This is a genomic window from Nodosilinea sp. FACHB-131 (assembly GCF_014695395.1).
GTDB lineage: Bacteria > Cyanobacteriota > Cyanobacteriia > Phormidesmidales > Phormidesmidaceae > Nodosilinea.
The window spans coordinates 264,773-278,327 of sequence record NZ_JACJOF010000038.1 but is presented as its reverse complement, the minus strand read 5'-3'; the positions used below and the strand labels follow the sequence as shown (position 1 = coordinate 278,327).

The following is a 13,555-nucleotide window of genomic DNA, read 5'->3' as shown; positions in this document are numbered from 1 at the left end:
TCGTCATCGACAGCTATTTCATTAATCTTCTTCCCAAGACTGCACTGACAGCAGATCCTCAATCGGATCTTGGGTAGAGAAGTCGAATTCTTCTAGTTCTTGCTTCCAGTGGGTCCAGTCATCCCCAAACAAGAAAGCAATTTTCCAAATCGGATCGCTGGGACGAACAACTTTGGACTTCTTAACTAAAGACTCAACTTGGCGCTGAAATTTCACCATGGGGTGAGCGACAACTAAGTCGGCAATTGCTTCAGTCATATTTTCGATTTAAAAAGCTCTTCAGAACGTTGAACTGGGGGGAATTCTGCACACCCTTGAAACTTGCGCAGACATTGACCCGAGATTCAGGAACACAGCATAACACAAGACTGCAAAGACGCAATTCTGTTTAAGCTTAATCTCCCTTAGGTAGTCGTTGGTTCTTGCCCATACCCCAGGGTGGTGTCCTCTCAACCCATAATAAACCCCAAGCAGATGGATTGCGGCGTCAGATAGTCTCCCGTTGGGGTGAGATAACCGTACCTCTATGACCATAGCTTTGGGTTTACCCAATAGTCGCTAAACTAGAGGCTACATTCTTTTTTGCCTTCAGCGTTGACCAATGGCTCAAACTGATCTGTCTGCACCCGAGTCTACTGTACCTATGCTTCTACCTCGCACCAGCGAGTCGGAGGCGCTTCAGCGCATTCGCCACACCTTTTCCCACGTTATGGCCATGGCGGTACAGACGTTATTTCCCAAGACGCAGGTGACCATTGGCCCCTCGATCGACTACGGCTTTTACTACGACTTTGACAGCCCTGAGCCCTTCACTGACCAAGACCTGAAGGCGATCAAGAAAGAGATGATCAAGATCATCAACAAAGGGCTGTCGGTAACTCAAGAAACCGTCACCCGCGAAGAAGCCCAGCGCCGCATCGAGGCTTTGGGCGAACCCTACAAGCTCGAGATTCTGCAAGATCTAAAAGACCCGATCACGCTTTACCATCTGGGTGACCAGTGGTGGGATCTCTGCGCAGGGCCCCACGTGGCTAGCACCACCGACCTAAACCCCAAGGCCTTTGAGTTGGAAAGTGTGGCTGGGGCCTACTGGCGCGGCGATGAAAACCGGGCCCAACTCCAGCGCATCTATGGCACTGCTTGGGAAACCCCTGAGCAGCTTCAGGAGTACAAGCGCCGCCGGGAAGAGGCGAAGCGTCGCGACCACCGCAAGCTGGGCAAAGAGCTGGGGCTGTTTATTTTTGCCGACGACGTTGGGCCAGGCCTGCCCCTGTGGACCCCCAAGGGCACAGTGCTGCGCTCTACATTGGAAACCTTCCTTAGAGAGGAGCAAACTAAGCGAGGATATCTGGGCGTAGTTACTCCCCATATTGCTCGGGTAGATCTGTTCAAGACGTCGGGGCACTGGCAGAACTACCGGGAAGACATGTTTCCGCTGATGGCGGACGACGATGCGGCCCGTCTGGCGGAGGAGGGCTTTGTGATGAAGCCCATGAACTGCCCTTTCCATATTCAGATCTATAAGAGTGAGCTCAGGTCGTACCGAGAGCTGCCCTTGCGTCTGGCGGAGTTTGGCACGGTGTATCGCTATGAGCAGTCGGGAGAACTGGGCGGGCTCACCCGCGTGCGGGGCTTTACGGTAGATGATTCTCACCTGTTTGTGCGCCCTGAGCAGCTCGATGACGAGTTTCTCAAGGTGGTAGATCTAATTCTTTCGGTGTTTCGCAGTCTGAAACTGAAGAATTTTAAGGCGCGGCTCAGCTTCCGTGACCCTGAGTCAACCAAATACATTGGTGGCGACGATGTGTGGGAAACCTCTCAAAACGCAATTCGCCGAGCCGTTCAAACGCTTGGTATGGAGTATTTTGAGGCTCCGGGAGAGGCAGCTTTCTACGGTCCTAAGCTCGACTTTATCTTTCGAGATGCGCTGGAGCGGGAGTGGCAGCTAGGCACGGTGCAAGTCGACTACAACCTGCCAGAGCGCTTTGATCTGGAGTATGTGGCCGAAGACGGCTCGCGTCAGCGCCCGGTGATGATTCACCGCGCTCCCTTTGGTTCTCTAGAACGCCTGATTGGCATTTTGATTGAGGAATATGCGGGTGATTTTCCTCTCTGGTTGGCTCCGGTGCAGATGCGCCTGCTGCCCGTCACCGAGGAACAGCTAGGTTTTGCTCAATCCGTAGCTGACCAACTCTTGGCCAAAGGGGTACGGGTAGAGGTCGACGCCAGCGGCGATCGCCTGGGCAAGATGGTGCGCAACGCCGAAAAGGCCAAGATACCAATCATGGCCGTAGTCGGCGCGAAGGAGCTGGAGGCCAACGCCCTCAATATTCGCACCCGCGCCCAGGGAGAGTTAGGCGCTCTGCCCGTGGCGGAGGTGGTCGATCGGGTGGCGGCGGCGATCGCCGCCCGCGAAGATTTCTAAGTCCTTTAGGGCTCTGCGGGTAGATCGGTCTCAATTTCGCGCAGGTCGCTGAGCGATTGCTCCATGGCATCGATCAGCGATCGCACCTCTTGGTCGCGGGTCTGCTGCTGTTGCTGCGCCAGATTGGTCAGCACGCTCAGGCAGGAGTCCATCCCGGCAGCAAATTCGTAGCGGGTGACAGTGTCTTCGCCCCGAAAGGTGCCGTCGGGATAACCGCTGACGCAGCCATAGACCCCAGCCAGATTCAGCAGCGCCTCGTAGGCCCAGTGGTCGGGCGATACGTCGGTAAAGGGTAAAACTAGCTGTTGTTCGGTACCCTGGGCAACGGGCTCAACTACTGCATCCGCAGCGGGTTCTGCCTGGATGGGGGCGATCGCCGTTAAAATCCCCATGCCAAGCCCTAAAGCCACTACGCCACTTTTAATTACTGAGTTTGCGTTCATAACAAAAACCTTCGATTTCCCATACTCGCGACCTATTCACCCCCTGGCCTTACTTTCAGTCTGACAGAGGCTTCTCAAAAAGTGATACTATCCTTGGCCTAAATGTTCCATGCCTGCCGGAGGCTTTTGTGGTGTCAACACCGATCTCTGTTACTGTGCCCGCCACCACCGCCAACATTGGCCCCGGCTTCGACTGTCTGGGGGCAGCGCTGACGCTCTACAATCGCTTTCGCTTTACGGCCCTTGATCAGGCGGCGGGAACAGTTGCGATCGCGGTGAGCGGGTCAGAGGCCGACCGAGTGGTGACGGACGGCTCTAACCTGGTCTACAAAGCCTTTGCCCACTTTTATCAGCAGCAGGGGCTGGCGGTGCCAGCAGTAGAGATTGCTATTGATCTGGCTGTTCCACTGGCGCGCGGACTGGGCAGCTCGTCTACCGCAATTGTGGGCGGGCTGCTGGGGGCCAATGCGCTATGCGAACGGCCCCTCGAGCAGTCGGCTGTAGTGGAGATGGCGATCGCCCTAGAAGGCCACCCCGACAACGTCGTGCCTGCTTTAGTTGGAGGCTGCCAGCTAGCGGTCGGCAATGCTGACAGTACCGCTACCCTATGCCCGATCCCCTGGCACTCCGATATTGTGCCGGTGGTGATTGTGCCCGACTTTGAACTCTCGACCGCCGCCGCCCGCCAGGTCTTACCCACCAGCTACAGCCGGGCCGATGCCATCTTCAATACTGCTCACCTGGGACTCCTGCTGCGAGGGCTAGAGAGCGGCCGGGGCGACTGGCTGCGGGTGGCCTTGGGCGATCGCATCCACCAGCCCTATCGACAGTCTCTAATTCCCGGCTATGAGGCTGTCTCAACCGCCGCAGTCGAGGCCGGGGCCTATGGCCTAGTCATTAGTGGTGCTGGCCCCACGCTGCTAGCCCTCACACCTGTCGACCAAAGCGCTGCAGTGGGTGACGCCATGGCCAAGGCTTGGGCCAGTGCTGGGCAGTCGGCCACGACCCACGTGCTCAGCCTAGAAACCACTGGAGCTCAGGTAAACCCGGTCTAGCCACACTGGACCACTAGCCCCTACAGATTGCAAAGTGTTGGAGCTGTGTCCCGACTGACAGCTCAGTAAATTAAGACTTCTTGAGGCCATAGGAATCCCGCCCATGAGGCTACGACGTTCCGCCTGCGGTCCAGACGAGCGCGGGCAAATGTAACGTTTTAGGTATTGACTTATCTAAATGTGAGTGTTTACTTCAATTAATTCAAGTGTGAAAAGCGCCTGAAATGCTTGTGCAGCCTTCACAGCAGCCCTTAAGACATCAATATTTTGCAATTTTGGGCAGAAATTACTTATCAAATGTTTATTAAGTTTCCTATACTGGGGACGGGCGCGAAGATAGGTATATCTCTCTATCGATCTTGCAGTCCGGTTTGTTACTTCGTCGTGCCTTTTAGGCTCCGACTCGCTCGCTGAAGTCCTCCGACCTCCTGCCTAGGGTAGGCCGCCGCGAACAGCATTTGTAGCTCGTCTTCTCTGGATGTCTACGCATGGGTGTGTGTCCGCCTCGAATCAGACACTAAAACCGGAATCTGAATGCGCTGGCTGTTTCTGTAGTACTACTCACGCGAATTGTCATGCTAACCGAGCAATTTCCGTGGCTAACGACCCTAGTTCTATTGCCTTTACTGGCGATTTTGCCGATACCGGTGCTGCCCAATCGCAACGGGCAAACTCTGCGCTGGTACGCCCTGGGCATTGGCTTCATCGAGTTTTCGCTAATTCTCTACACGTTTATTAACTTTTACAATCTCAACCAGCCCGGCCTACAGCTGGTAGAACGCTATGACTGGGTACCCCAAGTCGGCATCACTTGGTCACTCGGGGCCGATGGCCTGGCCATGCCGCTGGTGGTGCTGAGTGGTCTGGTGACAACCCTAGCTATTTTGGCGTCGTGGAATATCACCCACCGTCCTCGCCTCTACTTCAGCCTGCTGCTGGTGATGTACAGCGCCCAGGTTGGGGTCTTTTTGGCCCAGGATCTGGTGATGTTCTTTTTGATGTGGGAATTAGAGCTGGTGCCGGTTTACCTGCTGATTTCCATTTGGGGCGGCAAAAAACGCCTCTATGCTGCAACTAAATTTATTCTCTACACTGCCATTGGTTCTGTCTTCATTTTGGTGGCAGCCTTGGCCATGGCTTTCTATGGCGATACCGTTACCTTTAACCTGACGGAGCTGGCCCAAAAAGACTACAGCTTAACCTTCCAGCTCCTGGTCTACGCAGCTTTCTTAGTAGCCTTTGCGGTCAAATTGCCAATTTTTCCGCTGCACACCTGGCTACCTGATGCCCACAGCGAAGCCCCCGCTGCTGTATCAATGATCTTGGCTGGGGTACTGCTAAAGATGGCAGGCTATGGCCTGATTCGCATGAATATTGAGATGCTACCCGACGCACATCTCTACTTCGCCCCCGTGCTGGCTATCCTTGGCGTAATCAACGTAATTTATGCCTCGATGACTGCCTTCGGCCAAGATAACCTCAAACGCCGCATGGCCTACTCGTCGGTAGCCCATATGGGCTTTGTACTCATCGGTTGCTCGGCTTTCACGACCTTAGGGATGAGTGGCGCTATGCTGCAAATGATTTCCCACGGACTGATTGCAGCGGTGATGTTCTTTTTGTCTGGGGTGACCTACGAGCGCACCCACACCCTCGACATGGATGAGATGGGTGGTATAGCCCGCAAGATGCCCACCAGCTTTGCGTTCTTTACCGCTGCTTCGATGGCGTCTCTGGCCCTGCCCGGCATGAGCGGGTTTGTCAGCGAGATCGCGGTGTTCCTCGGTATGGCTACCAGCGATGTCTACAGCACGACCTTTAAGACCGTAGTTATTGTTGGTGCTGCTGTCGGCGTGGTGCTGTCGCCCATTTACCTGCTCTCTATGCTGCGCCGCATTTTCTACGGTGACGCGGGCAAGGTGGTGGCCAAGGTGCCCAATATCATCGATATTCGCCCCCGTGAAGCTTTCGTAGCGGCCTGTCTGCTGGTACCAATCATTGGGATTGGTCTCTATCCCAAGCTGGCCACTCAGGTTTACGATGCCAAGACTGTTGAAGTGGCTAGCCGTGTGCAACATACCCTGTTAGCATCGGCCCCAACCTCGTCGCTTTACGCCCATGTGTTAGTGGCTCCTCAGGTGACAGTGGCTGAACTGCCCACTGTTCTGGCCGCTCAAATCGACTAGACCCAGACGGGTTAGTCAGTTAATTGACGCTGCACTCTGGCCTCAGGGCTAGGGTGCAGCGTTTTTTTGGGGCAATGCCATTGCGAAGGTAAGCCCATAGACAATTTAGGCTCTGTCTCTGGGCACTCTAACAGGCAAGGGCAAACCGTCACAATGATGATAGAGCGATGGTGCTCTAGATCGGTCTATGACGGGCGCACCTCCCCTACGCGACCAATTTTGTTAGGTGCAGTTCTTCTCCAGATAAGTTATGGCTCAGCAACGCCCCTGTCCTCACTGCAACAATCGCCAACTACTGCGCATTGGGGTGCGCGGTATCCGCCGGTGCTCTAGCTGTAAAGCCTACGTAGACGTGCGATCGCGCCACTGGTTGAAGCGCCTAATTCGCGATCGCGCTGCCTAGGAACTCAGATCTGGGTAACAATAGAGGTGCCCTAATTTGCGAGGCACCATGGCCGGCAAGTTTTTCCACAAACCAGGCGCGGAGCTAGCCGATCGCGTTCCCCCCGGTCAGCATTTGGCTAAGGGTTTTCCGGTGCTCACCTACGGCGAGACGCCCCACGTTGCTCAGGCCGACTGGACCTTAAGCATCACAGGCCTAGCCCAGGCTAAAACCTTTACCTGGGACGAAATGATGGCACTGCCCCAGGCGGAGTTCACCGCTGACTTTCACTGCGTGACGACCTGGTCAAAGCTGGATGTAACCTGGCGCGGCGTGCACGTCACTGACGTAATGGAGCAGTTGGCGATCGAGCCCGAGGCAACCCACGTCATGCTGCACTGCTACGGTGGCTATACCACCAACCTAACCCTGGCCGACTTTGTTCTACCCAAAAACTTTTTTGCCCACACTCTAGAAGGTGAGCCTTTGCCTGCCGAGCATGGTGGTCCTATGCGTCTAGTGGTGCCCCACCTTTACGCCTGGAAGAGCGCCAAATGGATCAGCGGCGTGGAGTTTCTTGCGGCCCCGGCCCTGGGTTTTTGGGAGCGCAACGGCTATCACGAGCGGGGCGAACCGTGGGCGGAAGAGCGCTACAGCGATCGCTAGCCCTACCGATTGCCATAGCGGCCCCAACTTAAAAACGCTGTGACTATATAGAGCACAATGGTCGAACCGATGATCGATGGCACCAGCGGTACGCCCTGGAAGCTCCAGGTCAGCCAGGGCAGGCTAAAGCTGTATTGCTGAAGCAGATAGTCGGCGACCCACTGCCCGACAAATACGCCGATCAGGCCAATCAGCACGAGGCCAAATAGCTTGCCGGGCACTTGTCTAGGTACCAAGATATTGGCGGCGCACGCGCAGGCCATGGCAATGAGAATTTGAACGAGAAGGCTAATCAGATCATCCATTGGTCGCGCTCCTGAAGCTAGGTGTCTGGCTCACGTGTAGAGTTACTGTACCCATTTCGCATCTGCCGAAATCCTTGGGGCTCGGGCCTTGGAGCTATTTGTGGTTAGATCCACCCTTGGATGGCGGCTTGGTAGACGGCCTGGTAGCGGTTCTTCGCCTGTAGCTTGGTGAGGCTATTGTTGATGTGGAACTTTACCGTACTCTCGCTGATGTAGAGGCGGGCGGCAATGTCTCGATCGCGCAGCCCCTGTGCCAGCAGCGCCATAATCTCTCGCTCTCGCTCAGACGGACGCGGGTAGCTAGGGTCGCTGGAGGTTGCTTCCACCGGTTGCCCCTGGCTAACCCGCTGGACAACCTGTCGCAGTTGCTCAACATCTATCGTCCAATCGATCACCGCCTGAGCCGACGGTGGTGGCAACGCCTTAACTCGCACCCAGATAGTGCAGGTCGCCCCCTGAGCAGTAGGTTCGCTGTCGGTAATCACGACGGCCTCCGGATCAAAGGGGTCGCACACCGTCAGCCGAGCCTTGTAGGCCATGCAGGTAAGGGCTACCTGCACCAGGGCTGTGGAGCACTGAATACTGACCTTCGCCCCTAGCCGCCCGCTGGTGTAGGGAGTTTGCAGAGTAATTTGCACCATCTGCTGCTGGGGGCCAGGCTGGGTTTGTAGGCTGCCCCCCAGGCAGGTAGCCATAAACCGCAGTTGGTGACAGCGCGATCGCCACTGAGCCACCGCATCGGCAGCAGCTTGGGCTCCATCGGCAGTCGGTATCGCTACGATCGCTTCCAACACGACGTCGGTCGCACCGTAGACCAGCCGAGCATAGTCACAGTTAAACTCGTCCAGTAGCTCAGCTAACTGCACAAAGACGTGGCTCATAGAAGCTGGCAGCGCCATTTCGGTACCCACCAACGCCATCGTGGTAGTCTTCAAAATTGTTGCCAGTTGGTCAGATAGGGTGGAGCGCTGGGCCAAGACGGCCGCTGAGCCCATGGATTTGGTTTCAACGCTCAGCGCCGCGTCGAGGGCAATGGTGGCAGTCATGCAGAGCACCTGCAATACCTCTAAAAACTCGGCTGCCATGGGGCTGCGACTAAAGGTTGCCAGCACGCCAATGACGCGATCGCCGGTCATCAGCGGATAGCCCGCAAACCCCTGGATATTGTTGGCGATCGCCCAGTCTCGATCCTTAACCCAGGCTTCTTCGGCTAGGCGATTGCTGAGAAAGGGAACTCGGTTTTGGGCAATCTTACCAACCTTATAGGCCCCCATAGGCACTCGCGCAAAGAAGCCGTTGGTGTGGGTGTATAACCCCGAAGAGGCCACCAGTCGGAGAGCAGTTTGCTCCGGTTCTACAACCCAGATCCGAGCAAATGCGCAGCCAAACTGGTCGACCAACCCATTGGTTATGCACCGGGCAATGGTCTCTACATCGAGGCATCCCGACAGCCGTTGGGCAATTCTATTAACCCGCTGCAAATCGAGCAGCAGCCGAGTTTGGTTAGGCAAATCAACGCTGGGGCTTTCCACACCTGCGGGAGCAGCAGTCACGGGCCTTCCTGAGATTTTCTGTCTATAGGTTGAATTGAACTCGGTTGATACACTGTATCGGTTGACACGCCTGAGAGCTTTTGTGTCAAATTGCCCAGCCAAATTTCTGAAAAGTTTGGTTTACCGCCATGGTTTCACCGCGGGGGCGATCGCCTGCAAATACTGATAGGTCTGTCAAGAAACGGTAAACTTTCTGACCTGGTCTAAGTCCTATCTCCGTGTTTTTTGCTAGAACGTGAGCGGAGTATGAACCGCGCTAAAGCCGCAAGTTTGCCCGCGAGTCACCCGGATTGTGCATCTGCCTCTCGTAGTTGTTTAAAGCCCCCGTTCTGGAGAAGCAGATGAAGGAGAGACTCATAGGCGTCGGCCTTGGGGTCGGTGTCGCTCTGACTCTAGGTATCTCGTGGACAAACTCTGCTCAAGCGTTCTCACTGAATAGCCAAGTTACTGCCGAGAACTTTCTCGTATTCCCTGGGACATCAACAAAGATTCCCTACGGAGGAAGTGTGCCTATTGAGCAGGGACCCATCGATGTTGTGGTTAGCTCAGATACCACCGACCCTGAATTAAGCCGATTTGGTGGCATTTGGGATATTAATCTCGGTAACAACTCGATCTCGTTTACCCTAAATTCTCTATTTGGCAATGTCACTTCTGGGGATGACATCTATAGATTTAAGGCACCCAGCTTTGGTTTGCCAGGCCAGAACAGAGTGACTGGCTTTACGGTTACACCTCTCGCAAGCAGCTTGGCTTTTAGTAACAACCCGGTGATTACACGGGTGGCAGACAATTGGATTGATGTGGTTTTTCCACTAGGCTTTGCCCCAGTGGATCAGCCCAACCTCACCCTAATTCCTGGGCAGCTGGGTTTCAAAATTGATCTGGAGGTGGAACCAACCCCTGGGCCCACCCCTGTACCGACCCCGGCGCTGCTGCCTGGACTAGTGGGCATGGGTTTGGCAGCTCTGCGCCAGCGCCGTGAGGACGGTCGAGCAGATAAAACACGGCGCTAGGCGTTGGGATCAGATAGGCTAGTTTCTGAAGCGCTGCCTTTGAAGCGATCTTTAGCCGCAGTGAAAGCTTCTTGCATAGCAGTCTGAATCTTTTTAGGGTCAGGCTTTTTGCCTCCCATCAGGTCGCCGAAGTAAACGCAGGCTCCTTCTCCTAGCGCCCAGGTATAGGCGAAGGCCCAGGAGGCCGCAATCACGCTGCCAAAGCCGGGGACAAATTTGATCAGCTCTCGCCCGACGGCTTGGGCAAAAAAGCCACCTGCGATCGCGCTAATCAGGCCGCCAGCTTGGGAAGGGCTCAGGGTTTGGCCGTAGAGCTTGCCCAACAGCACCACCATGGAAACCTGAAGCGCTGTCAGCACCGGCATAGTGGCAAAGGGTAGGGGCACCGCCGCTAGGGTAGCGGCCATGATGGCAAAGGCTGACATATAGTGTCGCCCCACGTCACGGTAGAGGTTACCTAACTGATTGGTGGCCTCGGCCTGCTCGTCCAGCAGTTGGTAAAGCGCCTGGGCCTCGGCCTCGGGCAGCAGGTCGGCTAGGGCGTCGCGCATCGCGTCGAGGCCGTAGAACACAGGGTCAAAGCCGTCTTCGTCCAGGGTGAAGTCGATCAGCACAGTGCGATCGACCAATCCCTCAAAGTTGGCCTGCACCGCTTGAAAAGGACGATGCACGGCCTCAAGCTCGGGCGGGTAGGGCGGGTGATTGTCCAGTGCTGGCGGATAAACCTCATGGCTGGAGGTGACCACCAGCAGGCAGGGCACGGTAGGAAACTGCTGACGCAGACGAGCAGCGATTTGGCGCAGAGTGTCGGTGGCAAAATCGTTGATTTTGACCGTCAACACCAAAATGCGGGCCGTACGGGTCTCACTGTTGAGATTGTTGACTAGCTCGGCAATGATGGCCTCGGTGGCCTGGGTCACATCCCCTAGCCCTACGGTATCGGTAAAGATCAGCAGGGGCAGATCTTCGGAGGGGTAGGCGTAGCGCTGGGTGTTCTGGGTGTGGGGCTTGAAACCCTGCCCGATAATATCGGCTGAAACCCCGGTCAACCCCCGCACAATGGAGCTTTTGCCGGCCTGGGGTTTGCCAATCAGCAGGGCTTCAGTGGTGGGCAACTGCTCGCGCACCGCCGCCAGGATTTCGACCACTTTGTCGTCATCGATGTTAAACCAGCGGCTGAGCTGCTGGTCAGGTCGGAGCTGACCGATGCGATCGCGCAGCAGCTGCCAGGCTTCCAGCACTGGAGAAGCCCACGACGAGCTGTCGTTGGAGGGATTAGGTTGTGGAGAGTCGCCCATACCCAGACTCGAATTTCGCGGATCAGATACGGCCATCATGCCATGCCCTTGCCCCCGTCAGCAGCCTTAGTAGCCCAACAGCAGGGCACTGAGACATCGCTGAGCCCTAATCATCGAGCAGCACAGAGGGATTGCCGGGCAGGGTAGCGGGCTGTTTTTTGGCCCCGGTAGAGCGATTGCTGCGGCTGTCGAGCTTACCTTGGGCAATGGGGACGGTGAAGTGAAACTGACTACCCTTGTTTTTACCCTCAGATTCGGCCCAGATCGTGCCCCCCAGCCCCTCGACAATTTGACGGCACATGGCCAGCCCCAGCCCCGTACCGCCGGTGGTTCGCCGCAGCGCCCCTTCTTCTTGATAAAAGCGATCGAACACCACATGCAGGCGGCTAGGCTCAATGCCACGCCCGGTGTCGGCTACGGTAACTTGCAGGTGGGTAGGGCTAGAGCGAGTCACCTGAATGGTGATTTTGCCGGTGGTAGGAGTGAATTTTTGGGCGTTGTCGAGTAGTTTAGCCAGCACCTCGACTAGCCACTCGCCGTCGGCGCGCACCAGCGGCACCTGTTTAGGAATCTTGACTTTAATCGCAGGCGTGGCAGCACTGTCCTGGCTGCTGTGGATGCTGCTGAGGGCCAAATCGACGCACTCTTGAATAGAGAGCGACTCCAGGTTCCACTCGACGCGACCGCTTTCCAGCCGCGATAGGGTGAGAAAATCTTGCACCAGCTTGCGCATGCGCTCGGCATCTTCGAGGGCCGACTGCAGCATAATCTGGCGCAGCTCGTTGGGCATGTCGGGCTCGGTGGCCAGGCTTTCGAGACAGACCTGAATAGTCGAGAGGGGAGTGCGGAGCTCGTGACCGGTAATGGCGATCAGGTTGGCCCGGGTGCGATCGAGGGCTTCGAGCTGCTGGTTGAGATCCTGCAGGTTAGCGTAAGCCTCAGCCTGAATGATGGCTACGCTGAGCTGGGTGGCGATCGCATCCACCAGGGCCGTATCGTCTTCGCTCCATTCGTAGGGCTGGGGTAGGCAGTGGTGCAGCTCAATCATGCCCACCAGGCGGCCCTGATAGGTGAGGGGCACAATTAGCCACGACTGAATCTGCCACCGCTCAAGCAGGGGCCGAATAGCCTCTAGCTCATAGTGAAAGGGCGACTCACGGTCTTGGGTGTCGGCGATGGCGACAATTTCTTTGGTGTCTTGGATGTAGTCAAACAGGGGATTGGTGGCCAGGGGCCAGGTCTCCCCCAGCAGCGACTCGACTTTGCTGTTGAGGTGCTGGTGGGCAATCACCACCGTGGCATCGGTAGCGCTACAGGGATAAATCAGGCAGCGGCATACGTGCAGTGCCTGCCCCAGTTCCTGGGCCGCTTTAGCAAAAATTTCGTCGGCGTTGAGCGACTGCCGCACCACAGAGGTAATGGAATTCACCAAGCGCTCGCGTCGCTCTTGGGCGGTGATGGCTTTGTAGGCTTTAAGCAGCTTGTACTGCCCGGCCTGCAGGTAAGTAACCAGACGTTGAGTAAAGGGATCAGGCCCGCCGCTGCCGTCAAGGCGTTCGGTGGGCATTAGGGATGGGTCGATGTAGCGCTGGCGGGCGATCGCAATTTTGTCGGCCAGGTCAGGGCGGTACCCGGTAATGCGATCGAGCAGCATATCCGCCGCCCGCTGGCTGACGTAGCGATCCTGGGTCCACACGCCCTCAAACCGGCGGGTTTGGTCGAGGTGGGGGCCGTCAATGGCCGGTACGGGCGATCGCTCTCGACAGATCAAGCAGGCGCTGTAGTCAGCCCCCACCACTACTAGATGCCACTCCTGGGTAAGGGCATCGTCGGGTTCAAAGGCGATCGTTTCGTAGTTCTCAGAGCGGCTAGCAAAACTGGTACCCAGGGCTGACAACACATAGACCTGATCGGTCAACTCAGCAATGCGCAGATAGCGGTTAGCCTCCTGCAAATAAAACCGCTCCTGCTGAAAGCTAGCAATCACTAAAAACTTCGCCGTCCCCGCCAGCACGTGATCTTCCATCGCGTGGGACAACGCGGTTAGAGAAGTTTTGAAGTAGAGGCTAGGTCTCAGCTGGGGAATTGCGGTCAGCAATTCTTCCACTACAGAGGTGGAATGGCTCATGGTTCAGTTCAGGGAACCGTCGATTCAAAGGTTCTGCCCTGGCGCTCTCTAGAGAACCCCCAGGAGACCCGGTCGCATCGGCAGCAGTTACTCTCACC

At 56.3% G+C, this 13,555-nt stretch carries 12 protein-coding genes; 6 read left to right on the top strand and 6 right to left on the bottom strand.

Annotated elements, in window-relative coordinates; genetic code table 11:
- Positions 1 to 21 precede the first annotated feature (21 nt).
- Positions 22 to 258, bottom strand: coding sequence for a DUF4327 family protein (locus H6F75_RS25695; protein WP_190515173.1), 237 nt, complete (start codon positions 256 to 258; stop codon positions 22 to 24).
- Positions 259 to 601: 343 nt separating this feature from the next.
- Here H6F75_RS25695 and thrS point away from each other — a divergent pair, with 343 nt between their 5' ends.
- On the top strand, positions 602 to 2,425 hold the full coding sequence (gene thrS / locus H6F75_RS25690; protein ID WP_190755856.1) for a threonine--tRNA ligase: 1,824 nt from the start codon (positions 602 to 604) through the stop codon (positions 2,423 to 2,425).
- A gap of 5 nt (positions 2,426 to 2,430) precedes the next feature.
- Here the strand turns inward: thrS and H6F75_RS25685 are convergent, their stop codons facing one another.
- Positions 2,431 to 2,868, bottom strand: a complete 438-nt coding sequence (locus tag H6F75_RS25685; RefSeq protein WP_190755854.1) for an S-layer homology domain-containing protein — start codon at positions 2,866 to 2,868, stop codon at positions 2,431 to 2,433.
- A gap of 131 nt (positions 2,869 to 2,999) precedes the next feature.
- Here H6F75_RS25685 and thrB point away from each other — a divergent pair, with 131 nt between their 5' ends.
- The 4 genes from thrB (at position 3,000) to H6F75_RS25665 (ending at position 7,157) form a co-directional block, all read left to right on the top strand.
- Complete coding sequence (thrB, locus tag H6F75_RS25680; protein ID WP_190755853.1) at positions 3,000 to 3,923, top strand: homoserine kinase; 924 nt, start codon at positions 3,000 to 3,002, stop codon at positions 3,921 to 3,923.
- 575 nt (positions 3,924 to 4,498) lie between these two features.
- Positions 4,499 to 6,109, top strand: coding sequence for an NAD(P)H-quinone oxidoreductase subunit 4 (locus H6F75_RS25675; protein ID WP_190755851.1), 1,611 nt, complete (start codon positions 4,499 to 4,501; stop codon positions 6,107 to 6,109).
- Between the two features lie 250 nt (positions 6,110 to 6,359).
- A complete protein-coding gene (locus tag H6F75_RS25670) occupies positions 6,360 to 6,512 on the top strand; it encodes a hypothetical protein (RefSeq protein ID WP_190755849.1) in 153 nt (50 codons plus the stop codon).
- A 48-nt stretch (positions 6,513 to 6,560) separates the two neighbouring features.
- The gene (locus tag H6F75_RS25665; RefSeq protein ID WP_190755847.1) at positions 6,561 to 7,157 is read left to right on the top strand and encodes a sulfite oxidase-like oxidoreductase; all 597 of its coding nucleotides are present in this window, start codon (positions 6,561 to 6,563) and stop codon (positions 7,155 to 7,157) included.
- A 2-nt stretch (positions 7,158 to 7,159) separates the two neighbouring features.
- On the opposite strand, the gene H6F75_RS25660 is transcribed toward H6F75_RS25665, so the two are convergent.
- On the bottom strand, positions 7,160 to 7,462 hold the full coding sequence (locus H6F75_RS25660; RefSeq protein ID WP_190755845.1) for a GlsB/YeaQ/YmgE family stress response membrane protein: 303 nt from the start codon (positions 7,460 to 7,462) through the stop codon (positions 7,160 to 7,162).
- A 104-nt stretch (positions 7,463 to 7,566) separates the two neighbouring features.
- Entirely contained in the window at positions 7,567 to 9,015 is a 1,449-nt protein-coding gene (locus H6F75_RS28640) for a LuxR C-terminal-related transcriptional regulator (protein ID WP_347710709.1), read from the bottom strand.
- A gap of 803 nt (positions 9,016 to 9,818) precedes the next feature.
- Here H6F75_RS28640 and H6F75_RS29075 point away from each other — a divergent pair.
- Positions 9,819 to 10,031: a PTPA-CTERM sorting domain-containing protein gene (locus H6F75_RS29075; protein ID WP_190755843.1), complete on the top strand. Its 213-nt coding sequence runs from the start codon at positions 9,819 to 9,821 to the stop codon at positions 10,029 to 10,031.
- Here the strand turns inward: H6F75_RS29075 and H6F75_RS25645 are convergent.
- Both H6F75_RS25645 and H6F75_RS25640 read right to left on the bottom strand, forming a co-directional pair.
- The gene (locus H6F75_RS25645; RefSeq protein WP_190755841.1) at positions 10,028 to 11,329 is read right to left on the bottom strand and encodes a GTPase; all 1,302 of its coding nucleotides are present in this window, start codon (positions 11,327 to 11,329) and stop codon (positions 10,028 to 10,030) included. The genes H6F75_RS29075 and H6F75_RS25645 overlap by 4 nt on opposite strands.
- 106 nt (positions 11,330 to 11,435) lie before the next feature.
- Positions 11,436 to 13,457, bottom strand: coding sequence for a DICT sensory domain-containing protein (locus H6F75_RS25640; protein ID WP_190755837.1), 2,022 nt, complete (start codon positions 13,455 to 13,457; stop codon positions 11,436 to 11,438).
- Between the last annotated feature and the right edge of the window lie 98 nt (positions 13,458 to 13,555).

Coding starts and splice junctions, on each gene's coding strand:
- H6F75_RS25695 (WP_190515173.1), bottom strand. CDS start 258: ATGACTGAAGCAATTGCCGACTTAGTTGTCGCTCACCCCATGGTGAAA.
- H6F75_RS25645 (WP_190755841.1), bottom strand. CDS start 11,329: ATGGGCGACTCTCCACAACCTAATCCCTCCAACGACAGCTCGTCGTGG.
- H6F75_RS25670 (WP_190755849.1), top strand. CDS start 6,360: ATGGCTCAGCAACGCCCCTGTCCTCACTGCAACAATCGCCAACTACTG.
- H6F75_RS25660 (WP_190755845.1), bottom strand. CDS start 7,462: ATGGATGATCTGATTAGCCTTCTCGTTCAAATTCTCATTGCCATGGCC.
- H6F75_RS25665 (WP_190755847.1), top strand. CDS start 6,561: ATGGCCGGCAAGTTTTTCCACAAACCAGGCGCGGAGCTAGCCGATCGC.
- H6F75_RS25685 (WP_190755854.1), bottom strand. CDS start 2,868: ATGAACGCAAACTCAGTAATTAAAAGTGGCGTAGTGGCTTTAGGGCTT.
- H6F75_RS25640 (WP_190755837.1), bottom strand. CDS start 13,457: ATGAGCCATTCCACCTCTGTAGTGGAAGAATTGCTGACCGCAATTCCC.
- H6F75_RS25675 (WP_190755851.1), top strand. CDS start 4,499: ATGCTAACCGAGCAATTTCCGTGGCTAACGACCCTAGTTCTATTGCCT.
- thrS (WP_190755856.1), top strand. CDS start 602: ATGGCTCAAACTGATCTGTCTGCACCCGAGTCTACTGTACCTATGCTT.